This window comes from Streptacidiphilus sp. MAP12-33 (assembly GCF_041261265.1).
In the GTDB taxonomy this organism is placed as follows: Bacteria; Actinomycetota; Actinomycetes; order Streptomycetales; family Streptomycetaceae; genus Streptacidiphilus.
Genome location: NZ_JBGCCA010000040.1, coordinates 17,257 through 38,919, shown reverse-complemented (window position 1 = coordinate 38,919; position 21,663 = coordinate 17,257). Strand labels below are relative to the sequence as shown.

Genomic DNA, 21,663 nt, shown 5'->3' with positions numbered 1-21,663 from the left:
TCGACGCTACGGCGCTCCGGTCCCGGTGGCAATCCCGGCGGCGCGGGAGACGGACAACTGGACGGTGGCACCGCGCTGGAGCGACGTCCCGGCGGCGGGCGACTGGGTGCAGACCGTCCGCGGCGCCTCCTTCGTCCCGGTACAGGACCCCACCGAGAGGTGCCCGAGACGCAGGCCGAGCGTCGCCAGCTCGTGCCGGGCGTGGGCGAGGCCCTGACCGGTCAGGTCCGGCAGCGCGTGCGACGCCCCGGCGGACGCGGCCGCCCCCGTGCCGAACGCGAGCCAGCCACCCCCGGCCACGACGACGGCCACCGCTGCGCCCACCACCACGGCCCGCCGCCGCCGACGGGGCGGCTCCCGTCGCCGCGAGGTGGCTCCGCTCCCGCCCCTAGCCGCACTGTCCGGAGTCGCAATGTCCGCGGGCGCGGGGCTCTGCCGATCTGCGGCTTCGCCGCGGGGCGCGACAAGCCACCCAGAACGGTCAGATCCCGAGAAGGAAGGGCCATCCGCTGTGGTGGGTTGCTCGCGCAGTTCCTCGCGCCCCTGGCGGGGCGTTACGGCCTGCCCCAGCGGGACTGTCGGCGAGGAGCCGGCGGCCAGCTCGGCGGCGACCGACCGGACCGCCACCGCCATCGTCGCGGCGTCCGGGTAGCGGTCCGCGGGGTCGCGGGAGAGGGTGCGCAGCACCAGGGCGTCCACCGAGGCAGGCAGGGAGGGCGCCAGCAGGGACGGCGGGTCGGGATCCTCCCGCAGACGGCGCATCACGGTGTTCAGTGGCGTGTCCGCCGTCAGCGGGAGCACGCCGGTCAGCAGTTCGTGCAGCAGGCAGCCCACCGCGTACAGGTCGCTGCGGGCGTCGGCCGCCTCGCCACGGGCCTGCTCGGGGGAGAGGTAGTCGGCGGTCCCGATGACCATGCCCGCCGCCGTCAGCGCCTGCTCCGCGGCGGCGGCGCCGCGCCCGAGGCTGCGGGCGATGCCGAAGTCCATCAGCTTGACCGTCTCGGCGGCGTCCTCGACGACCATCACGTTCGCGGGCTTCACGTCCCGGTGGACCATGCCGTGCCGGTGCGCGTGGTCGAGGGCGTCGAGGATCTCGGCGACGACGCGCAGCGCCTGACGCGGCGGGAGCGGGCCGGTCTCGGTCACCAGCTGGGCCAGCGTGCGGCCGGGCAGGTACTCCATCACCAGGTAGGGCAGGTCCAGCTGGGGTCCGGCGCCCTCGCCGGAGTCGAAGACCGCGACGATGCCGGGGTGGTTGAGGGAGGCGGCGGCCCGCGCCTCGCGGCCGAATCGCACGCGCTGGACCGGGTCGGCGGCGAGCTCGGGGCGCAGCACCTTGACCGCGACCGCGCGGTCCAGGCGCAGGTCGCGGGCGCGGTAGACCTCGGCCATGCCGCCGCTGCCGAGCAGTTCGCACAGCAGGTAGCGGTCGCCGAGGGCGGGGGGCTGGAGGGTGTCCACGACGTGATGCTGGCCGGGTTCTTTGTGGGAATCATGTGAGACCCGCGAAGGCCTCCCACAGACAAAGAACCCGGCCGGCCATGCCCGAAGCGGCGTCAGGCGCGCCCGGAGGACTTCTGCGTGCGACGCGACAGCGAGTCGACGACGACCGCCGCGAGCAGGACACCACCGGTGATCATGTACTGGATGTCCAGCGTCAGGCCCAGCATGAACAGTCCGGCGTTGATCGACTCGATGACCATGATGCCGAGCAGCGCCGACCAGACCCGGCCGCGCCCACCGAAGAGCGAGGTGCCGCCGATGACGGCCGCGGCGATGGCCATCATCAGGTTGTTCGGGTCGGCACCGGACTGTCCGGCCGCGTTGGTCGTGGCCGCGATCGCCATGCCGCCCAGCGCCGCGAAGGTGCCGGAGATCGCGTAGACCGAGATCCGCACCATCGGGACGCTGATACCCGCGCGGCGGCTCGCCTCGATGTTGCCGCCGACCGCGAACACCTTGCGGCCGTAGGTGGTGCGCCGGAGCACGAAGTCGCAGAACACCAGCAGCGCCAGGAAGATGACCAGGTTGTTCGGGACGCCCGTCGCCTTGTTGAGCACGAAGGCGACCAGGAACGCGCCGACGCCCAGCACCACCACGCGCGCGATCAGCTCGCCGTTCGTCCGGTACGGCACCCCCGCCGCCTTGCGCCGGCGCTGCTGGGTGAACAGCCCCGCGGCGAAAGCCACCACGGCGATGACCGCCAGGAGGTAGGCGCCGATGATCCGGCCGCCCAGGAAGAACGAGTTCCCGGAGAACAGCGCGTTCAGGGCCTTCGGTTCGAGGTTGATCGTGCCGGTCGAGCCCAGCAGCCAGAGCATGAAGCCCTGCCAGGCCAGGAAGCCGGCCAGGGTGACCACGAACGCGGGCACCCCGATCTTGGCGAAGATCCAGCCCTGGAGCGCCCCGATCGCGGCGCCTGTCAGCAGCGTGATGATGACCGCCAGCCAGGCGTTCCAGTGGTGCGTCACCGACAGCACGGCGTAGATCGCCGCCGCCAGGCCGCTGACCGAGCCGACCGAGAGGTCGATCTCGCCCAGCAGCAGCACGAAGACCAGACCGGTGGCGAGCATGCCCAGGCCCACCATGTAGTAGGCGATGAACTCGGCGTTGGCGGCCGTGAAGTACTGGCTGTTCTCCAGGCTGAAGATCAGCCAGATGACGATCAGGCCGATGATCACGGGCAGCGAGCCGAGCTCGCCACCGCGGACCTTGCGCTTGAACTCGTCGATGTACCCGCGGAAGCCCTCCTGCCGGACCAGCAGCCGCGGGTCCACCGGCGGGGCGAGGGCCGCCCCCGGCGTCGGGTCGATCCCGGGCGGTGGCTCCAGCGGGTTGAAGCCGCCCATCGGATCGGAGGGGTCGGAGGGGGGAGTGGGGGGAGTGCTCACGCCTCTCCTTCCTGACGCAGCTGGGTGCCGCGCGCCGCGCGCCGGGTCACCGCGTTGTCGGTGGCGCCGGTGATCGCGGCGATGATGGTTTCCTGCGTGGTCTGCTGGACCGGGAAGGTGCCGTTGTTCCGGCCGAGCCGCAGCACCGCGACCGTGTCCGCCACCGCCCTGACGTCCACCATGTTGTGGCTGATGAGGATCACGGCGAGGCCCCGCTCGCGCAGGCGCTCGACCAGGTCGAGCACCTGCGCGGTCTGCTCCACGCCGAGGGCGGCCGTCGGCTCGTCCAGGATGACGACCTTCGGCTCGCCGATCAGCGAGCGGGCGATGGCGACGACCTGGCGCTGCCCACCGGAGAGGCTGGCCACCGGGATCCGCACGCTCGGGATCCGGATGGACAGGGTGTGCAGCAGCTCCTGGGCCTGCTTCTCCATCGCGACCTCGTCGAGCGTCCCGTGCTTCGTCAGCTCGCGGCCGAGGAAGAGGTTGGCGACCACGTCGAGGTTGTCCGCGAGCGCCAGGTCCTGGTAGACGGTGGCGACGCCCAGGTGCTGGGAGTCCTGCGGCCGGTGGATGCTGACCGGCCGCCCCTCCCACTCGATCTCGCCCTCGTCGATGGGGTGCACCCCGGCGATGGCCTTGACCACGGTTGACTTGCCGGCGCCGTTGTCGCCGACGAGCGCCACCACCTCGCCCGGATGCACCTCCAACTCGACGTCGGTCAGGGCCTGCACGGCGCCGAAGCGCTTGGAGACGCCGCGCAGGGCCAGGACCGGCTCGCCGTCGCCGGCGGCGACGGAAGTACTGCCGAGAGGGCTGCTCACGAGAGTCCGGCGGTCTTGCACGCGGCGGCGAAGTCCGGGGTGCAGATCTGGGCGACGGTGTAGAGGCCGTCGGCCACGACCGTGGACTTGATGTTGCTCACGTTGACCAGGACCGGGGTCAGCAGGTCGGACGAGACGGTGTTGCCGGAGCCGTTCACCTTGGTCGCGGTCGCGATCGAGGTGATCGGCGCCCCGGTGAGCAGGTTCACCGCGATCTCGGCTGCGGCGTCGGCCTCGGGCTTGTAGGCCTTGTAGATCGTGAACGACTGGGTGCCGGCCACGATCCGCTGGATCGCGTCGAGCTGTGCGTCCTGGCCGGTCAGCGGCAGCTTGCTCAGGCCCGCGTTCTTCATCGAGGTGGCGATACCGGCGGCCATGCCGTCGTTGGCGGAGTAGAAGCCCGAGATGTTCGACGCCCCGAGCTGGTTGATCGCGGCCGTCGCCTTCTGGGCGGCGACGTCCGGCTTCCAGAGGCCAGAGGCGTCGTAGGCGATGTCGACGTGGCCCTTGACCGCACTCTGGAAGCCGCTCTTGAAGTCGGCGGCGTTCGGGTCGGCCGAGTCGCCGTCGATCTCGACGATCTTCGCGGACGGCGTGGCCTTGGAACCCAGGACGGACAGCAGGCCGGTGCCCTGGAGGTGGCCGACCTTGACGTTGTCGAACGACACGTAGGCGTCGACCGGCCCCTGGGCCAAGCGGTCGTAGGCCACGACCTTGATGCCCTTGGCCTTGGCGGCCTCGACGGAGGACTTGATCTGCGCGGAGTCCTGCGCGTCGACGACGAGGACCTTGACCCCGGAGTTGATCATCGTGGTGGCCTGCTGAGCCTGCGTCTGCGGGCTGCCACCGGCGTTGGCGTACTTGACCTCGACGTTCGGCGCGAGCTCCTTGACCTTGGCCTCGAAGTACGGCTTGTCGAACTGCTCGTAGCGGGTGGTGGTGTTCTCCGGCAGCAGCAGGCCGATGCTTCCGGTCGCGCTGCCCGCCGCCGCCGTGCCTCCGGCTCCCGAGGCTGCGGGGGAGGAGGAAGAGGAGGAAGAGCTCCCTGCCTTCCCGCACGCCGCCGCGGCCAGAACCAGCGAGACGACGGCGGTGGCGGTGGCGACGCGCTTGAGGGGGTGCTTGATCACGTGACGGCCTTCCTGGAACGGACTGCTGGAGCCTTCCGATTGAAGTCCCGCCGCGCACGGGAGGCGCGCAGGCGCACGTGAACGTGACCCAGGGTTCGACCGAACGGAGCAGCGCGGTCCCCACCCGGAACGGCGACGGCCGTCGGGCGGCGCCGCCCACGCTCCTGTGCGCAGGGCTGACTGGGCACCCTTCGTCGTCGTCCGTGGTGGCGGCGGGTACGGGCGGTACGAGTCCCGGTTGCTGCCGCCGCCGATGGACCGCGAGCGGGCGTGGGCGGAGGTGCGGGCGCGGCGGACGGAGCGTCAGGAGGAGAAGGCGCGCCGTGCGATCGCCCGTGGAATGGCGTGACAGCCGCAGCTTTTCGTTCACGGAGCGTCATGTACCGCAATATTTACGGCCGGAGGGCGATCGTGCCGTAGACATGACAGGTGTCGGGCCGTTAGTTTCCCCTGTGGCCACGTCGTGGCCGAACTCCAGGTGAACGACCCCCGAGGGGATCACTGTGCGCATACGCATGCCCGGAAACCTCGCCCGCGGCCTTGTCGCCGTCTCCCTGGCCGCGCTCGGCGCGGCCGGATTCGCCGGGGGAGCGAACGCCGCGCCCGCCGCGCCGACCGCCGCGCACCACGGCGTCAAGCCGATCACCCGGGGGGCCGTCCACGTCGCGACGACCGCGAGCAGGGGGAACACGCTGAGCGTGCGCTCCAGCGGAACCCAGGGCGTTGTCTCGCCCACGCCCCAGGTCTACCTGGTGTTCTGGGGCTCCCAGTGGGCCAGCGACCCGGCCGGTGTCGCGCCCGACCTGCAGAACATGTTCAAGGGCCTCTACGGCAGTGCCGACACCTGGGGCACGATCCTCACCCAGTACTGCGAGGGCGTCGCCAGCGGCACGACCAGCTGCGGCACCAAGGGCACGCACATCACCCACCCCGCGACCAGCCCGCTCGCCGGTGTCTGGTTCGACAACGCGAGCGCCGCGCCGTCCAGTGCGACCGCCGCGCAGATCGGCGGCGAGGCCGCCAAGGCCGCCGCCCACTTCGGCAACACCACGCAGGCGCCCAACCTGAACGCGCAGTACGTCGTGGTCTCGGCGACCGGCACCCACCCGGACAACTTCCCGAACTCCAACTTCTGCGCCTGGCACGACAAGACGTCCAGCAGCTACGGCACCCTGGCCTACACCAACCTGCCCTACGTGCCCGACCTGGGTGTGGACGCCTGCACCACCCTCACCGACGGCCGCCTGCTCTCCGGCATCGAGTCCACCGAGACGCACGAGTACGCCGAGACCGTCACCGACTTCTGGCCCAGTGTCGGCTGGAACGGCCGCAACGGCGAGATCGGCGACGAGTGCGAGAACATGGACGCCTTCGTGCCGCTCAGCACCGGCTCCTTCGACCTGCAGGGTCTGTGGTCCAACGCGGCGAACGCCTGCGTGACCAAGGGCTGAGTCCCTCCGGGTGACCACGCGGTGGACGGCTTCGGCCGTCCACCGCTTCCTCGTCACGGTGGACGTTCGGACATGCAGCCGAGACTCTGGACCATTCAGCGTCTCGCCACTGCTCCCTAACGTGGATCTCGTCGCCGGGAACCAAGCACTCCGGCGCGAACAGAGTCGTGGGGAGAGAACCATCATGCGTGCAGTGATCCAGCAGTCCTTCGGCGGCCCCGAGGTGCTCCAGGTCGTCGAGACCGAGCGGCCGACCCCGCGTTCCGGGGAGATCCTGGTCAAGGTCCACGCGAGCGCGGTCAACCCCGTCGACCTCGCGGTCCGCTCCGGCGCCTTCCCGCTGCTCGGCGAGCCGCCGTTCGGCGTCGGCTGGGACGTCTCCGGCGAGGTCGTCGCCGCCGGACCCGGCGCGCGGTACGCCGTCGGCGAGGAGGTCTACGGCATGCCGTTCTTCCCGCGGGCGGCGACCGGCTACGCCGAGTACGTCGCCGGGCCCTCGCGGCACTTCGCGCCCAAGCCCGCCTCGGTCGACCACGTCCACGCCGCCGCGCTGCCGCTGGCCGCCCTGACGGCCTGGCAGGGCCTGGTCGACCGCGCGGGCCTGGCGGCCGGCGACCGCGTCCTGATCCACCGCGCGGCGGGCGGCGTCGGCCACCTCGCAGTCCAGCTCGCCAAGGCCCACGGCGCGCATGTCATCGCCCTGGGCAGCGCGGAGCGGAGCGAGTTCCTGACGTCGCTGGGCGCGGACGAGGTCGTCGACTACCGCACGGTCGACTTCACCGAGGCGGTGCGCGACGTCGACGTGGTCTTCGACTCCACCGCGCAGGGCGAGCGCTCGCTCGCGTCCCTGCGCCCCGGCGGGACGCTGGTCAGCATCCTGGAGCACGGCGACGGCGAGCTCGCGGAGCGGGTGCGCGCGGGGGGCTTCCGGTTCAAGGGCGTCTCGGTCGAGCCGGACTACGCCGCGCTGGAGGCGATCGCCGCCCTGGTGGACGCGGGCCGGGTGCGGCCCTTCGTGCAGCAGACGTTCGCCCTGGAGGACGCGGCGAAGGCGCACGAGGCGGTGGCCACAGGCCGCGTCCAGGGCAAGATCGTCCTGACGGTCTGAGGGTTCAACCCCCAGGGGCGCGGGGAACCGCGCGACAAGCCATCCTTCTCCGTGGCGCGCCGAAGGTGCAGGGCCGTCCGCACCGGGTGGTTGCCCGCGCCCACGCAGGGGGCACCTCGGCACCTCCCGGCCGAAGGCTGGGGGAGGAGCTGCACATCAGCACCGCCCCGCGCCCCTCGACAGTGCAACGAAAGGTAGTCATGGACGTGCTGACCGAGGCGCTCGCCTCCATGCGGACCGCGCGGCCCGCCTCCGTCCGGACGGACGGGCGCGCGCCGTGGGGGTTGCGGCTGCCGCCGGTGGCCGGTGCCGGGTTCCATGTCGTGCTGCACGGCACCTGCTGGCTGCTGCCCGCCGACGACAGCGAGGAGGCGTACCCGCCGATCGCCCTCGGGCCGGGCGACGTGATCTTCCTGCGGGACGGTCGGGCGCACGTGCTCGCGGACGATCCCGCGACGCCGCCCCTCGTTGCGGGTTCCACGCGGGTCGAGGAGGTGAAGCCGATCGGGCGCCTGCGGATCGGCGGGGACGGGGTGGAGGCGAGCCTGCTGTGCGGGAACTACCACCTGGACCAGGCGCGGCCGCACCCGATGCTCGCGCACTTCCCCGCGGTGATCCACCTGCCCGCACGCCCGGGGCGCCACCCGGAGCTCTGCGCGGCGGTGCAACTGCTCTCCGCCGAGCTGGAGCGCCCGCGCATGGGCTCGGACGGGATCGTGCCCGCGCTGATCGACTCGCTGCTCCTCTACATCCTGCGCGCCTGGCTGGACGAGCAGTCGCCGGCCGAGGCGCGCGGGTGGATCGCGGCGCTGTCCGATCCGGGCGTGGCGCCGGTCCTGGCCGCGATGCACGCGGAGCCGGCCGAGGGCTGGACGGTGCAGTCGCTCGCCGAGGTCGCGGGGCTGTCCCGGGCCGCGTTCGCGCGGCGCTTCACCACGATGGTGGGGGAGCCGCCGCTCGCCTACCTGACCCGGTGGCGGATGACCCGCGCGGCCGCGCTGCTGCGGGAGGGCGACCTGCCGCTGAGCGCCGTGGCCGCGCGGACCGGCTACGGCAGCGAGTTCGCCTTCGGCAAGGCGTTCAAGCGCGAGTTCGGCCGGGCGCCGGGCGTCTACCGGCGGGAGCTCTTGACCGCAAACAACTAAGCGCGCATACTAAAAGCATGACGACCCTGGGAAGTGCCTCGAAGAGCTCCACCGCCGCTCCCGCCGCCTTCTTCGCCCGCTGGGGCGACATGGCCACCTGGCCGGAGTGGAACGCCGACACCGAGTGGGTGCGCCTGGACGGGCCGTTCGCGGCCGGCGCCACCGGGGTGCTGAAGCCCAAGGGCGGGCCGAAGACCAGGTTCGTCGTCACCGAGCTGACCGACTCCGTCTTCACCGACGTCTCGCTGCTGCTCGGCGCGCGGCTGACCTTCCACCACACCGTCACGCCGACGGCGGACGGCGGCAGCGACGTGAGCGTCACCGTCACCCTGGCCGGACCGCTGGCCCGGCTGTGGAACGCGATCCTCGGCAAGGGCATCGCCGCGTCCCTGGACCGGGACCTCGGCGCGCTCGTCGGCACCGCGGAGGACGACGTCGCGCGCGCGACCGGGGCGAGGGCCGCGTGAGCGGCGAGGGGCTGGACACCCGGTTCGACTCCGCCGAGGAGAGTCCCGGTCTGCTGCTGTGGCAGGTGACCAACCGATGGCAGGCGGCCCAGCGGGCGGCGCTGAAGCCCTACGGCCTGACGCACGTGCAGTTCGTCCTGCTCGCCGCCCTCACCTACCTCGGGGCGGAGGGGCCGGTCACCCAGAAGGCCCTGGCGGACCAGGCCGCGACCGATCCGATGATGACCTCCCAGGTGCTGCGCGCCCTGGAGGGCCAGGGTCTGGTCGAGCGCCGAGCCCACCCGCACGACAAGCGCGCGCGTGCGTTGGAGGTCACCGAGGAGGGGCGTGCCCTCGCCAACCGGGCGGTCGCCGTCGTGGAGGCGTGCGACGCCGAGTTCTTCGGCCTGCTGGAGGGCCAGGGCGAGGCCGCGCTGCCCGACTTCACCCGCGCGCTGCGCGCCCTGGCCCGCCGCTGAGCGGGACCCAAGGGGTCGGGCGTCCCCGGGTTTCCCCGCTTCGCGTCTCAAACCGCAGGTCAGAGCGGTGAGACGGTCGGGTGACGTCTCATCGGGCCTTGGGCGGCGAGAGTCGCCCCGCCGGTCGTGCAGAGTTGTCGACGACGCGAGACGTCCGGGCAGCACGGGGGTACTGCCCGGGCGTTCACGCTCCACCGCGCACCGTTCGTCGCGCACCGGTCAGGCGGGCGGGCTGTACTCCAGCGTGCAGGCGCCTTCGTCCGTCTTCTTGGCGGGCTGACCGCAGACCTTGAGGCCGATGGTGGGGTCGCTGGCGTCCACCATCATCGAGTAGTTGTCGTAGCCCCAGTGCACCAGCGCGACCTGCTGGTCGCCCGTGGTCGTGAAGATCGTGGCGGAGTCGCCCGGGTGCGCGTTGGTCAGACCGCCCCAGGCGGCGTGGCACCGGGGGCTGTAGTGGAGGTAGATGATGATCGTGCCGACGTGGTCGGTGCTGAGGATCTTCTCGTCCTTCACGCACCCCGTCGACTGCGGGTCCTTGCCGTCGCAACCGACGCCCGCGCAGGGCGGCGGCGAGACGGCGACGGACGGCTTCGCCGAGTGAGAGCCCATGGCCTGCGTCGTGGGGTCTGCGCTCGGCGCGGCCACGTAAGCGCCGACGGCCCCGCCGACCATCGCCGAGCAGACCGCGATGGCGGCGGTGCGCAGGTGGCGCCGCCAGCCGCCGACACGGGTGGGTGCGGTCGGTGCCGTCGCCGTCTCGCCCGGCTCGGTGCCGGTCGCGTCGGCGTGCGACGGTGCGGCTGGCTCCGCCTCGTCCGCCGGCATCGCGGTTGCGGTCACGCCGTCGGCCGCGGCGCTCTCCGCGGCGGGCCGGTCGGAGCCCGGGGGCTCCGCCTCCTCCCGCAGGGCCTGCTCGAGCAGCGGCTTGAGCAGACGCGCACTCTCGTCGACGGTGACCGCCAGGCTCTCCAGAGCCTGCTCGGTGATCAGACGCTTGCCGTTGAACCAGCGTTCCCACGAGGCCTTGCTGTAGTGCGTGCGGGCGCCGATCTGAGTGAGCGACAGCCCGCTGCGGTCCTTGATGGCCCGCAGCTCCTCGGTCAGGCGCCGGGCTCGGCCGCGCACATCGTCAGGTATCGGCCGCCAGTTCGCGCCCACAGTCGTATCCACTCACTTCCGCTTGAAGGGGACGCAACAGTCTCCCACAGGCGGATCACATGATCGTCACATTTCGACGGGCCTGACACCCCGCCTCAGGCCTGTGCCATCTCGTCCACGTGCGTGCTGCCGCGCACCGAGGCCGCCAGCAGGCCCAGACCCCGAGCCGTGCAGTTCTCCGGCGACTCCGCCGCCCGGACCGGCAGGCCCAGCCGGTGCTCCAACTGACGGCACATCCACGGATCACGGGCCCCGCCACCGGTCAGCACCACGCCGTGACGGGTGATGTCCGCGCTCAGCTCGGTGGGGCAGCGGGCCAGCAACGCACCCATGCCCTGGAGCATCGCGTCGACCACCGGCGCGACCGCGTCGTGCACCTCGGCGGTGGTGAACCGCGCCAGCACCGGGGTCCCGTACTCGGTACGCCGGCCCTTGACCTCCACGGACTCCGCCTCCGGGTGGCCCGCGGCGATCCGCAGCTGCTCGGTGGCGGCGGGGCCGAGGTCGATCCGGCGGTGACGGCGCGCCCAGGTCGACAGCGCCCGGTCCAGTGCCAGGCCCGCGACCGGCAGCGAGCTGGCGCTGACGATGCGTCCGAAGGCGAAGACGGCCAGATCGGTCGTGCCCGCCCCGAGGTCGACCACCATGCTGCCGCTCTCCTGGGCGATCTCCATGCCCGCGCCCACCGCCGCCGCCAGCGGCGCCGGCGCCGTCACCGTGCGGGCCGCGCCCGCCTGGAGCACAGCCTGCTCCAGCGCCTTCAGGTGGATGCCGTGACTCTCGACCGGCACCGCCGTGGCCACCGTCGGACGCAGTGCGAACCGGCCGGGGCGGGAGCTGTCGATCGCGTGGCGGGCCAGGACCCGCGCGGCCTCGAAGTCGGTGACCGCTCCCGCCTGGATCGGGCTGACGGTGTTCATGCCGGGCGGGGTCCGGCCGGTCATTCGCTGTGCCTGCTCGCCGAAGGCGAAGGCGACCCCGCGGTTCAGGTCGTAGGCCACCACTGACGGCTCGTCGAAGACCACCCCCTGGCGCGGTCGCCAGACGCGGACCCGGGCGGTGCCGAGGTCCAGCGCGACCAGTCGGTCCGCCACGGCTCGGCTCACGGCATTGCTCACAAGGACCCCTCTCCCCACGCTCGGCCGAACGGCGGGACGTCTGAACGGCCGTCAGATTCTCTGTTCACCTCCATCGAGCCGCGTCGCCGCCGTCTCCGCACCCCGGGGCCGCTGAACGAGGGAGGTGGACCGGCCGACGCGCCGTCGCCCGGGTGATCGGGACGCGGAACGGCGCCGAACCGCCACCGAACGGTGGCGTCCCGCCTCGCGGCGCGTGATGATCGGATCATGTCCGCAGCGCGTCCCGAGCAAGCCCCAGGCGACGGCCCGCCGCCCGATCCCGGCTCGCTCACCGAGCGTGCCTTCGCCCAGTCGCCCGTCCCGTGGATGCTCTGCGCCCCGGACGGGCGACTGCTGCGGATGAACGACGCCATGGCGCAGCTCGCCGGGCTCACCGAGTCGCAGTTGCGCGGCCGACTGCCGACCGAGCTGAAGCAGGGCCACAACGGGGCGATCAACCTGGTGGACTCCTCCGTCTTCGAGGAGTCCACCAGGTTGATCCAGGAGGTCGGCGCCACCGGGATCCCGCAGACCCTGGAGACCTATGTGCAGTCCGGCGGCGAGCTGGCACCGCAGGCCTGGGAGGTCCGCTACACGCCGGTCCACGGGCCCGACGGAAGCCTTCAGGCGGTCTCACTGACGGCGGTCGACTTCACCGAGCAGTTCGTCGCCCGTCAGCGCCTCGGCCTGCTGAACGCCGCCACGGCCGGGATCGGGGCGTCGCTGGACGTCACCCGGACCGCGCAGGACCTCGTCGACGTCACCGTCCCCGGCTTCGCGGACTTCGTCAGCGTCGATCTGCTGGACGGGGTCTTCCGCGGCGAGGAGCCCGCGGCGGGCCCCCTCCCCGGACCGGTCCTGCTGCGCCGCGCGGCCCAGGCCCTCGGGCTCACGGCGGACCCGGGTACGCCGGCCCCCCCTGACCCCCCTGACCCGGCGGACCTGGCGGAGCGGGCTGACCATCCAGGTGGCCCGGTCGCGGGGCCTGGTGTCTTTGTCCGCGACGCCGCCGACCTCGCGCCCCCGGCAGCCGGTGCCGGCAGCGATCCCGTGGCCGACACGGGCGCCCCCGGGGTGGTCGAGGCGGGCGAACGGGGCAGTTACCCGCTCGACTCGCCGCCGGCGCGCTGCCTGGCCACCGGCAGGTCGGGCCGCTACGCCGCCGGGGATCCGGTGCTGGACTCCTGGTTCGCCACCGACACCGCGCGCGGCGCGTGGGCCCGGCGCCACGAGCTCGTCTCGCTGCTCGCGGTACCGGTCACCGCCCGGGAGACGACGCTCGGCGTCGTGATCCTGGTCCGGCTGGGCCCCGCCGTCCCGTTCAGCACCGAGGAGCAGTCCATCGCGGAGGAACTGGTCGCGCACGCCGCGATCTGCCTGGACAACGCCCGCAGGTACACCCGCGAGCGGACCACCGCGCTGACCCTCCAGCACAGCCTGCTCCAGCAGCGGCCGCCCCGGCAGGCCGCCGTCGAGGTGGCCGCGCGCTACCTCCCGGCCAGCGGCCAGGCGGGCGTCGGCGGTGACTGGTACGACGTGATCCCGCTCTCCGGCACGCGCGTCGCCCTCGTCGTCGGCGACGTCACCGGCCACGGCCTGCACGCCAGTGTCACCATGGCCCGCCTGCGCACGGCCGTCCGCACCCTCGCCGACGTCGACCTGCCGCCGGACGAGCTGCTCTCCCACCTCGACGACCTGGTGATCAGCCTGAACGCCGAGGCCGGCGCGTACGGGCCGGAGGACGCCGCCTACGGCGGGCCCCTCGGGCCGTCGAACCCGTTCGCGCCGCCCACCGAGTCGCCCGGGACCGTTGTGGGCAACTCGGTCACCGACGGCCTGGTCTTCGGCGACATCGGCGCGACCTGCCTCTACGCCGTCTACGACCCGATCGCGCGGCGCCTCGCGCTGGCCCGTGCGGGCCACCCCGTCCCGGCCGTCCGGTTCCCCGACGGCCGGGTGGAGTTTCTCGACGTCCCGGCCGGTCCGCCGCTCGGCCTGGGCGGCCTGGCCTTCGAGACGGCCGAGGTGGACGTGCCGGAGGGCAGCGTGCTCGCCCTCTACACCGACGGCCTCATCGAGTCGCGCCACCGCGACGTCGACGAGAGCCTGGGGCTGCTGGCCGCGACGCTCTCCGAGGCGGGCCGGGACCTGCTGGCCGTCGGCGAACGCATCCTCGGCGCGCTCACCCGGCACCGTCCCGAGGACGACGTCGCGCTCCTCGTCGCCCGCACCCGCGCCCTGGGCGCGGACCAGGTCGCGGACTGGGAGATCGACGCCGACCCCGCCTGCGTCGCCGACGCGCGCCGCCTGGCCGCCCGGCAGCTGACCCACTGGGGCCTGGACGAGCTGGTCTTCGTGACGGAGCTGGTGGTCAGCGAGCTGGTCACCAACGCGATCCGCCACGGCCGCCCCCCGATCCGCCTCCGCCTCATCCGCGACTCCGCGCTCACCTGCGAGGTCTCCGACTCCAGCAGCACCGCCCCCCATCTCCGCCGCGCCCGCACCATGGAGGAGGGCGGCCGCGGCCTCATGCTCGTCGCCCAGTGCGCCACCCGCTGGGGCACCCGCCACAGTGCCGACGGCAAGACCATCTGGGCCGAACAGGCCCTCCCGGGCGGCTGAGGCCGCCGACCGGCCGTCAGGTTCAGGTCGGGAAGGCGGCGGCGGCCTCGGCCGCGAAGGTGCGGGAGTCGGCCAGGACGGCGGCGATGCCGTCGGGGTTGGCGAGGTCGCGGTAGAGGGAGAGGGCCGTGGTCAGGGCGCGGGCGGAGCCCGCGTAGTGGTGGGCGGCCTGCAGGACGCGGGCGAGGTCGTGGTGGCTGCGGGCGCCGCCCACGGGTTCGGCCCTGGCGAGGTAGGTGTCGGCGACGACGGTCAGCAGGCGGGTGGCCTCCGGCAGGTCGCCCTGGGACCAGCGGACCAGGCCGAGGTCGTGCCGGGCCAGGATGGTGCCGTTGGGCTCGCGGAGGTCGGCGTAGATCGCCAGGGACGCCACCAGTCGCTCCGCGGCCTCCTCCCAGCGTTCCATCCGCCGCAGCGCGCGGCCCAGCCAGTGCAGCGAGTTGGCCTCGCCGACCCGGCTGCCGAGCCGCCGGTAGGCGTCCAGGGCCTGTGCCAGCAGCCGCGCGGACGTGGCGTAGTCGCCGCGCATCTCGGCGAGGCGGCCGAGGTCCCACAGGGTGTTCGTCTCCCCGAGCCGGTCGTCGAGTTCGCGGTAGAGCGCCAGCGCCCGCTCGGTCAGCGCCTGGGCGCCGTCCACGTCGTCGTCCATGCGAAGCAACCGGCCGAGGCTCCACAGCGCCCCGGCCTCGCCACGCCGGCTGCCGAGCTCGCGGTAGATCGCGAGCGCCTCCCGCTGGAGGGCGGTGGCCGCCTGACGTTCGTGGGCCATGTGGCGCGTGCGGCCCAGCTCGTACAGGGAGTCGGCCTCGCCGAGCCGGTCGCCGAGCGACCGATGGCACGTCAGCGCCTGTTCGTGGAACGCGACGGCGGTCGCGAACTCGCCCTGGCCGAGCTGGACCCGGCCCAGCGCCGTGAGGGCGGCGCCCTCGGCGGCGCGGTCGTGCCGGGCGCGTGCGTCGGCGAGGGCCCTGGTGTGCAGGTCGGAGGCGTGCAGGTAGTGCCCCTCGCGCAGCATGAAGGTGGCCAGCGAGTCCGCCAGCGTGGCGAGCCCGTCCGGTCGGCCGGCGAGCGTCTCCGTGTCGCCCGCGCACGCCCACAGGTTCTCCCACTCCGCGCGCAGCCAGCTCAACGCGGCCTCGAAGTCGCCCGGCGCGGACGCCGGGAAGGGCGCCGGGACCGCTGCGGGCGGGGGATCGGGGAGGCTGCGCCGGGCGATGCGGCGGTCCGCGGCGTCGGTCGCGTGCAGGTAGTAGTCGAGCAGGCGCCCGCGCGCCGGGGCGGCCGTGTCCTCCTCGTGGAGCGCGGCGGTGACCGTCGCGGAACGGGCGAAGAGGCGGACCAGGTCGTGGAAGCGGTAGCGGCCGACCGCCGGTTCGAGCAGCAGGTTGTGGTCGAGCAGCGCCTCCAGCCGGTCGACGGCCGTCCGGCGGTCGCAGCCCAGCAGCCAGGCCACGGCCGCGGCGTCGAAGTCCGGCCCCGGCACCAGCCCGAGCAGCCGGAACAGCTGCCGCTCCGGACCGGGCAGCGCGCCGAAGGACGCCGCGAAGACGGACTCGACGGTCAGGCCGTCGTCGTCGTCCGACAGCCCTGCCAGCCGCCGCCGCTCGTCGCGCAGCTCGGCCACCACGTCCTCGACCCGCAGTGAGCGGCGGCGGCGCAGCCGCGACGTGGCGATGCGCAGCGCCAGCGGCATGGACCCGCACAGCCGCACGAGTTCCTCCACGCCGCTCTCCACGCCGCTCTCCGGGGCGGACTCCGCCTCGATCCGGCCGGGTCCCGCGACGGTCCGCAGCAGCGCGGCGGCGTCCTCGGCGGGCAGCGGTTCGACGGTGCGCTGGTGGGCGTCGTCCAGCCCGGTCAGCCGGCGTCGGCTGGTCACCAGCACCAGACAGCCTGGCTCGGTCGGGACCAGCGGGCGGATCTCGGCGGAGCTCGCCGCGTTGTCCAGCACCAGGAGCGTGCGGGTGCCGGACAGCCGGTCGCGGAAGGAGGCCGCGCGTGCCTCGGTCTCACGGGGGATCAGCTGTGCGGGCACGCCGAGGGTGCGCAGCAGCCGGTCCAGCGCGTCACCCGCCGTCAGCGGCTCCACCCCGGGGGTGTGGCCGTGCAGGTCGACGAAGAGGGCGCCGTCGGGGAAGTGCGCCCGCAGCGCGTGGGCCGCGTGGACGGCGAGCGCGGACTTGCCGACCCCGCCCAGCCCGTCGATCGCGGCCACCAGGGCCATCCCCGCCGCGGACCCCTCGGCCGCGCGCCCGCCGAGATTCAGCAGCCACGCGAGCTCCTCGGCGCGCCCGGTGAAGGCCCGGGTGCCGCCGGGCAGCCCCCCGAGGCGCGCGGCCGGGACCGACGGCGCGGCGGGCGCCGGGGCGTGCGGCCCCGGGGCGGCACCCCGGGACGCGCTGCCCTCCTCGGCGGCGGACTCCCCACTGTCCGCGTGGTGGTGGGCGCCGTGGTCCGTACCGGCGTCCGCGCGGCCGTGCCCACCGGCGCTTGCGTGGGCGTACGCGCGACGGTGCGTGTCGGTGTCGGTCCCGGTGCTCGCGGTGCTCCCAGTGCTCGCGGTGCTCGCGGGGCCGTGCGGGCCGGTGCCCGAGGCGCCGTTCGTCCCCGGCTCCGCACCGGCGTCCGCGCGGCCGTCCGAGCGGACGGGCGCGCGGCGCGCATCCGGCATGTCCTGGGTGGCCGCGGAGCGGGGCGCCGGGACGGCGGCGGGCGTCGCCGACGGGTCCAGCGCCGGGTCGGCGCGCAGGATGCCGGAGTGGAGCCGCTGGAGTCCGGCGGAGGGGTCCACGCCCAGCTCGTCCGCGAGCGTCGCCCGCACGCGGTGGTAGGCGTCGAGCGCCTCGGCCTGCCGGCCGGCCCGGTACAGGGCGAGCATCAGCAGGCCGTGCAGTCCCTCGCGCAGCGGCTGCTCGGCGGTGAGCGCGCGCAGTTCCGCGACCGCGTCGTGGTGCCGGCCCAGACCGAGCTCGGCCTCGATGCGGCCCTCGACGGCCAGCAGCCGGTTCTCCTACCAGTGGTGCACCCGGGCGGTCAGCTCCGGGGTGGACGGCAGCTCGGAGAGCGGGTCGCCGCGCCACAGCGCGAGCGCGTCGCCGAGCAGGTCGCGGGCGGTGCGGAGGTCGCCCTCGGCGAGGGCCTGCCGTCCCCGGGCGCAGCCGTCGAGGAACAGCGGGACGTCGAGCTCGCCGTCCCGGACGTCGATCCGGTAGCCGGGGGCGATCGTCCGCACCCGCTCCCCGATCGGCACGCCGAGCTGGCGGCGCAGCCGCGAGACGTGGTTGCGCAGCCCCGCGGCCGACGCGGCGGGCTGCTCCTCGCCCCACACGGCCGCGGCGAGACGCTCGCGCGGCACGACCTGGTTGGCGTGGAGCAGCAGCACCGACAGCGCGCTGGACGGGATGCCGGCCGGCTGCGGCACGGGGGCCTCGCCGTCCGCGCCGACGGCCACCGGGCCGAGCAGGGCAAAGCGCACCGTGTCCCCCATTCGTCCCGCTACCTCGCGTCTTGCGCAGATCTTACGGTCATGACGCGGGCCCCCGGCAGGATGATCACACCAGCCCGGGCGGCCACGCCGGTCCTGCGGCCCGCGAGGGGGAGCCGCAGTGCCGCCGCAGCCGCCCGGCTGACGGGGGAAACCACGAGGCCCCACGCTCGGCGGAGCGTGGGGCCTCGGTCGTGTCGCGCGGCTGCCCGCGGCTGCCCGCTGCCGACTGCTACTGGGGCGGAAGCCGGTCCATGTGGTCCATGGCGTGCATGACGTCCTCGACCGTCAGTGAGCCGGCCGGGCCCACCGGGGCGAAGACGTGGACCGTGCCCGACTGGGCGAAGGTCAGGTCGAGCTGGATCACGTCGTGCAGCTTGGGCGTGCGGCGCAGGCCGGTGAGCTCCAGGTGCAGTCCGCCCGGCCGCAGGGTGAGCGAGGAGCCGGCCGCGATGGTGATCCACGGCTGGGACTGCCCGGACCCGGAGACCAGCCGGACCGTGGTGGCCCACGGCGTGGTCACGTCGAGCAGCCGGTCCGCCGAGCCGCCGCCGTTGCGGAGGGTGAGGTAGGCGTCGACCGGGCCGGAGGCCTGCCCCGGCGGGTCCAGGTAGGGGGAGAGCAGTGCCAGCTTCGCGGGAGCCGTGCTCGGGGTCGCGGCGGACGCGGCTCCGCGGCTCCCGTGGCCGACGAGCAGCAGCAGGCAGGCGAGCAGCGCGACCAGCGGGCCCTGGACCAGGAGGGCCCGCCGTGCGCCGAGGAGCCCGCCGCGCAGGGCGGCCCGGGCCTCGAGCGCGGCGGCCTCGGCCTCCAGCGCCGCGAGGTCGGCGGCGTCCGGCTCCTCCACTGCGTCGTCGCTCGTCATCGTCGTGCCGGCCTAGTAGCCCTGGGGCCAGGTGAAGTCCTTGAACGGGACGGCCGTGCCGACGTCGATCTGGACCTTCTCGAGGTTCTTGAAGGTGATCGCGCGCGGGTCGCCGGTGTAGGGCTTGCCGTCGACGAAGATCGTCAGCGTGCCCTTGTGCCCGGCGACGTCGTTGCTGGTGAGCGGCTGGCCCCACAGGTCGAAGAGGTTGCCCAGGTTGTACTGCTGCTCCGTGGGCGACTCGACGTGGATGATGCCGCTCTCGTCGTGCGTGTGCAGGAAGTAGAACTTGCTGCCACCACCGACGAACGGCGTGCCGTCCTGGGCCTGGGTGAGCTGGTACGGCGGGACGATGCCGAGGCCGTAGGGGATGGTCATCTGCTTGCCGTCCACGTACACCTGCAGGTGGGTGTGGATGTGGTAGACGGTCTGCTCCATCGAGTTGCTCTTGACGATGCCGTCGATGTCCTGGCCGTCGGCCTGGTGCGCGGTCGAGGCGAGCAGGCTCGCGCTCTTGTCGATCGACGGGTCGTTGGCCTGCGCGCTCGCGGCGGCCTGCGTGTTCGCTTTGTGCTGGTCGCCGATGGCCCAGGTGGCGAGTGCGGCGACACCACCCAGCAGGATGACACCCCCCACGATCATGGAGATGGTGATCGTCCGCTGGCGCCGGGACTCCGCCGCACGCTGGGCGGCGATCTTCTCCTGGGCTATGCGGCGGCGATCGGCCTGCGACGGCTTGTTCTGGGTCATCGGTCCTCGGATTGCTGCTCGGTGGCGGGAGTGCCTCGCGTCCCCGCGGGCGTCACGTTAGTGCGCGGTCGGCTAAGCGTTTCGTAAGACCGGCCTGGGTGGGGAGAGCAGGGGTCGAGGTTTGTCCGGATTGCAATGGAAATCAGAAGATCACAGCTTGGTAACGCGCGGCGCGAGGCCCCTGATTCGGTGCGTGAGCTCAGTGCGCGGCGCGGTGCGCGCTGCCGTGCGGGTCGCGGCAGTGGGCGTCCTCCGCCGCGGGCCGGTCACCCAGTTGCAGCGTCTCGGGGGAGACGTGGTCGACCTGGAGGGTGGTGTGGTCGATCGCGTAGCGCTCGCGCAGCTCGCGCTCCAGGGTGAGCCGCACGGCGTGGCAGTCGAGGTCCTCGCGGACCAGCACGTGCGCGGAGAGGGCCGGGTAGCCCGAGGTGATCGTCCAGATGTGCAGGTCGTGGATCTCGACCACGCCGGTGACGGCTGCCAGCCGCCCCCCGACGGTGTCCGGATCCAGCCCGGCGGGGGCGGCCTCCAGGAAGATCCGCCCGGACTCGCGCACCAGCCCGTAGCCGGCCTTCAGCATCAGCGCGGCCACGACCAGCGTGGCGAGGGCGTCCGCCCGGTCGAAGCCGGTCAGCAGGACGACCAGGCCGGCGACGGCGGTGGCGATGAAGGCCCAGGCGTCGTTGAGGATGTGCTGGTAGGCGCCCTCGACATTGAGGCTGGACCGGTTGGCCCGGGAGATCAGCCAGGCCGCCACCACGTTGACGACGATGCCGACGAGTGCGGTGACCAGCACCACGCCGCCCTCGACCTCGGGCGGCGAGATCAGCCGCCGGATCGCCTCGTAGAAGAAGAGGACGGCCAGCGCGAGCAGGGTGATCCCGTTGGCCTGCGCGGAGAGGATCTCGGCCCGCTTGAGCCCGTAGGTCAGTGAGCCCTTGGCCGGACGCGCGGCCAGCCGCATGGCGACCAGGGCCAGCACGATCGAGGCGGCGTCGGTCAGCATGTGGCCGGCGTCGGAGATCAGTGCGAGCGAGCGGGCCAGCAGGCCGACGGTGACCTCGCCGACCATGAAGGCCGCGATGAGCGACAGTGCGGCGATCAGGTAGCGCCGGTCGGCGTCGGCGGAGACGCCGTGGCTGTGGCCCGCGTGGCCGCCCCCGCCACCGTGGCTGTGGCCGCCGTGGTCGCCGTGAGCGTCGTGGCGGTGATCGTCGTGAGCGTGGCCGGGCTCGTGGTCGTGGCTCACGGGTCGCTCCTCGCTGGTGGACGGTTGGGCCGACGGGTTGGGCCGACGGCCCGGCCGTCGGCCTGCGGGGCGCGTTGCATCGGCTCCCGGGAGGAAACTATACCGGAAGGAATGAACAATCCTTCATATGTCATGACCGGAGGCGCCGGACGCCAGACGCAGTGCCTCCCCGGCGAGCTCCTCGTCGGCCATCAGCGCCAGCAACTGCTGCAAGAGCTGCCCCGCCGGGCCGTCCGGCCGCTCCAGCGCCAGGTACCCCCGCAGCCGCGGACGCAGCTCCGGTTCCTGGATCTGCAGCACCAGCAGCTGCATCACGAACTCCTGCACCAGCTTGACCCGCAGCTCCTCGCGGTCTAGGCGGCGGTCGTGCTCCTGGTCGGCGAGCCAGGCCAGCGCGGTGATCTCGGCGTTGCCGATCCAGGTGCGCACCGCGAGCCGCATGCGCGGGCTCGGGTCGGCCAGATCCAGGTGCGACAGCACCGAGCGCTCGGCGGCGTGCCGCACCTGGTCCACGACCGCCCCCGTCCCCTGGCTCGCGGCCGGGGACGCGTTGCGCAGCAGCGCGGCGAAGCCGGGGCCGTGCGAGTCGACGAAGTCCAGATAGCGGCCCATCACGCGGTACAGCCGCTCGGACAGCGGCCCGTGCTGCGGCTCCTCGAACAGCGCGGCAAGCTGCTCGCCGGCTCGCCGGATCGCCTCCTCGTACAGCGCCTGCTTGCCGGGGAAGTAGTGGTACACCAGCGGTCGAGAGGCCCCCGCCGCCGCGGCGATGTCGTCGATCGACACCTCCTCCGGCGCGTGCCGGGCGAACATCTCCAGCGCGACGGCGATCAGTTGCTCGCGCCGCTGCTCGACGCTGAGCCGCCGGCGCGGCCTCGCCGCCGCGGCACCCGATGTCCCCGACGTCCCCGTGGCAGCGGTCATGGGTGGCAGCCTAGTG

At 73.4% G+C, this 21,663-nt stretch carries 17 protein-coding genes and 1 pseudogene; 7 read left to right on the top strand and 11 right to left on the bottom strand.

What is annotated here, in order from left to right; translation table 11 throughout:
• Positions 1-6: 6 nt before the first annotated feature.
• The 4 genes from ABH931_RS32440 to ABH931_RS32425 form a co-directional block, all read right to left on the bottom strand.
• Positions 7-1,461: a protein kinase gene (locus tag ABH931_RS32440; RefSeq protein WP_370121358.1), complete on the bottom strand. Its 1,455-nt coding sequence runs from the start codon at positions 1,459-1,461 to the stop codon at positions 7-9.
• A gap of 95 nt (positions 1,462-1,556) precedes the next feature.
• Entirely contained in the window at positions 1,557-2,849 is a 1,293-nt protein-coding gene (locus ABH931_RS32435) for a sugar ABC transporter permease (RefSeq protein WP_370121525.1), read from the bottom strand.
• 38 nt (positions 2,850-2,887) lie between these two features.
• Complete coding sequence (locus tag ABH931_RS32430) at positions 2,888-3,715, bottom strand: ATP-binding cassette domain-containing protein (protein ID WP_370121355.1); 828 nt, start codon at positions 3,713-3,715, stop codon at positions 2,888-2,890.
• Complete coding sequence (locus ABH931_RS32425) at positions 3,712-4,842, bottom strand: sugar ABC transporter substrate-binding protein (RefSeq protein ID WP_370121522.1); 1,131 nt, start codon at positions 4,840-4,842, stop codon at positions 3,712-3,714. Before ABH931_RS32425 ends, ABH931_RS32430 begins: the two co-directional genes overlap by 4 nt.
• Positions 4,843-5,011: 169 nt before the next feature.
• On the opposite strand from ABH931_RS32425, the gene ABH931_RS32420 reads away from it, so the two are divergent.
• The 6 genes from ABH931_RS32420 to ABH931_RS32395 all read left to right on the top strand — a co-directional run bounded on the left by ABH931_RS32420 (position 5,012) and on the right by ABH931_RS32395 (position 9,474).
• A complete protein-coding gene (locus ABH931_RS32420; RefSeq protein ID WP_370121352.1) occupies positions 5,012-5,194 on the top strand; it encodes a hypothetical protein in 183 nt (60 codons plus the stop codon).
• A gap of 154 nt (positions 5,195-5,348) precedes the next feature.
• Positions 5,349-6,296 carry a hypothetical protein gene (locus ABH931_RS32415; RefSeq protein WP_370121350.1) on the top strand — a complete coding sequence of 316 codons (948 nt, stop codon included), beginning with the start codon at positions 5,349-5,351 and terminating at the stop codon, positions 6,294-6,296.
• A gap of 184 nt (positions 6,297-6,480) precedes the next feature.
• Complete coding sequence (locus ABH931_RS32410; protein ID WP_370121347.1) at positions 6,481-7,404, top strand: NADP-dependent oxidoreductase; 924 nt, start codon at positions 6,481-6,483, stop codon at positions 7,402-7,404.
• Between the two features lie 200 nt (positions 7,405-7,604).
• Entirely contained in the window at positions 7,605-8,549 is a 945-nt protein-coding gene (locus ABH931_RS32405; protein ID WP_370121345.1) for an AraC family transcriptional regulator, read from the top strand.
• Between the two features lie 17 nt (positions 8,550-8,566).
• A complete protein-coding gene (locus ABH931_RS32400; RefSeq protein ID WP_370121342.1) occupies positions 8,567-9,016 on the top strand; it encodes an SRPBCC family protein in 450 nt (149 codons plus the stop codon).
• Positions 9,013-9,474 carry a MarR family winged helix-turn-helix transcriptional regulator gene (locus tag ABH931_RS32395; RefSeq protein WP_370121339.1) on the top strand — a complete coding sequence of 154 codons (462 nt, stop codon included), beginning with the start codon at positions 9,013-9,015 and terminating at the stop codon, positions 9,472-9,474. Before ABH931_RS32400 ends, ABH931_RS32395 begins: the two co-directional genes overlap by 4 nt.
• A 219-nt stretch (positions 9,475-9,693) precedes the next feature.
• Here ABH931_RS32395 and ABH931_RS32390 read toward each other — a convergent pair whose 3' ends face one another.
• Positions 9,694-10,602 (bottom strand): DUF2690 domain-containing protein, encoded by a 909-nt coding sequence (locus ABH931_RS32390; protein ID WP_370121336.1) that lies wholly within the window; start codon positions 10,600-10,602, stop codon positions 9,694-9,696.
• A 128-nt stretch (positions 10,603-10,730) separates the two neighbouring features.
• Complete coding sequence (locus ABH931_RS32385; RefSeq protein WP_370121334.1) at positions 10,731-11,741, bottom strand: rod shape-determining protein; 1,011 nt, start codon at positions 11,739-11,741, stop codon at positions 10,731-10,733.
• A gap of 240 nt (positions 11,742-11,981) precedes the next feature.
• On the opposite strand from ABH931_RS32385, the gene ABH931_RS32380 reads away from it, so the two are divergent.
• Positions 11,982-14,375, top strand: a complete 2,394-nt coding sequence (locus ABH931_RS32380) for a SpoIIE family protein phosphatase (RefSeq protein WP_370121331.1) — start codon at positions 11,982-11,984, stop codon at positions 14,373-14,375.
• Positions 14,376-14,397: 22 nt separating this feature from the next.
• Here the strand turns inward: ABH931_RS32380 and ABH931_RS32375 are convergent.
• The 5 genes and pseudogenes from ABH931_RS32375 to ABH931_RS32355 all read right to left on the bottom strand — a co-directional run bounded on the left by ABH931_RS32375 (position 14,398) and on the right by ABH931_RS32355 (position 21,647).
• A pseudogene (locus tag ABH931_RS32375) lies at positions 14,398-17,862 on the bottom strand (BTAD domain-containing putative transcriptional regulator).
• Between the two features lie 229 nt (positions 17,863-18,091).
• Positions 18,092-18,724 (bottom strand): copper chaperone PCu(A)C, encoded by a 633-nt coding sequence (locus tag ABH931_RS32370; RefSeq protein ID WP_370121328.1) that lies wholly within the window; start codon positions 18,722-18,724, stop codon positions 18,092-18,094.
• Positions 18,725-18,736: 12 nt separating this feature from the next.
• On the bottom strand, positions 18,737-19,474 hold the full coding sequence (locus tag ABH931_RS32365) for a hypothetical protein (protein WP_370121325.1): 738 nt from the start codon (positions 19,472-19,474) through the stop codon (positions 18,737-18,739).
• A gap of 199 nt (positions 19,475-19,673) precedes the next feature.
• Positions 19,674-20,723, bottom strand: a complete 1,050-nt coding sequence (locus tag ABH931_RS32360; protein WP_370121323.1) for a cation diffusion facilitator family transporter — start codon at positions 20,721-20,723, stop codon at positions 19,674-19,676.
• Between the two features lie 123 nt (positions 20,724-20,846).
• The gene (locus tag ABH931_RS32355) at positions 20,847-21,647 is read right to left on the bottom strand and encodes a TetR/AcrR family transcriptional regulator (RefSeq protein WP_370121320.1); all 801 of its coding nucleotides are present in this window, start codon (positions 21,645-21,647) and stop codon (positions 20,847-20,849) included.
• Positions 21,648-21,663: the final 16 nt, after the last annotated feature.

Excerpts from the sequence above, each read along its gene's own strand:
- ABH931_RS32380 (WP_370121331.1), top strand. The coding sequence starts at position 11,982 with ATGTCCGCAGCGCGTCCCGAGCAAGCCCCAGGCGACGGCCCGCCGCCC.
- ABH931_RS32370 (WP_370121328.1), bottom strand. The coding sequence starts at position 18,724 with ATGACGAGCGACGACGCAGTGGAGGAGCCGGACGCCGCCGACCTCGCG.
- ABH931_RS32435 (WP_370121525.1), bottom strand. The coding sequence starts at position 2,849 with ATGGGCGGCTTCAACCCGCTGGAGCCACCGCCCGGGATCGACCCGACG.
- ABH931_RS32400 (WP_370121342.1), top strand. The coding sequence starts at position 8,567 with ATGACGACCCTGGGAAGTGCCTCGAAGAGCTCCACCGCCGCTCCCGCC.
- ABH931_RS32365 (WP_370121325.1), bottom strand. The coding sequence starts at position 19,474 with ATGACCCAGAACAAGCCGTCGCAGGCCGATCGCCGCCGCATAGCCCAG.
- ABH931_RS32355 (WP_370121320.1), bottom strand. The coding sequence starts at position 21,647 with ATGACCGCTGCCACGGGGACGTCGGGGACATCGGGTGCCGCGGCGGCG.
- ABH931_RS32405 (WP_370121345.1), top strand. The coding sequence starts at position 7,605 with ATGGACGTGCTGACCGAGGCGCTCGCCTCCATGCGGACCGCGCGGCCC.
- ABH931_RS32410 (WP_370121347.1), top strand. The coding sequence starts at position 6,481 with ATGCGTGCAGTGATCCAGCAGTCCTTCGGCGGCCCCGAGGTGCTCCAG.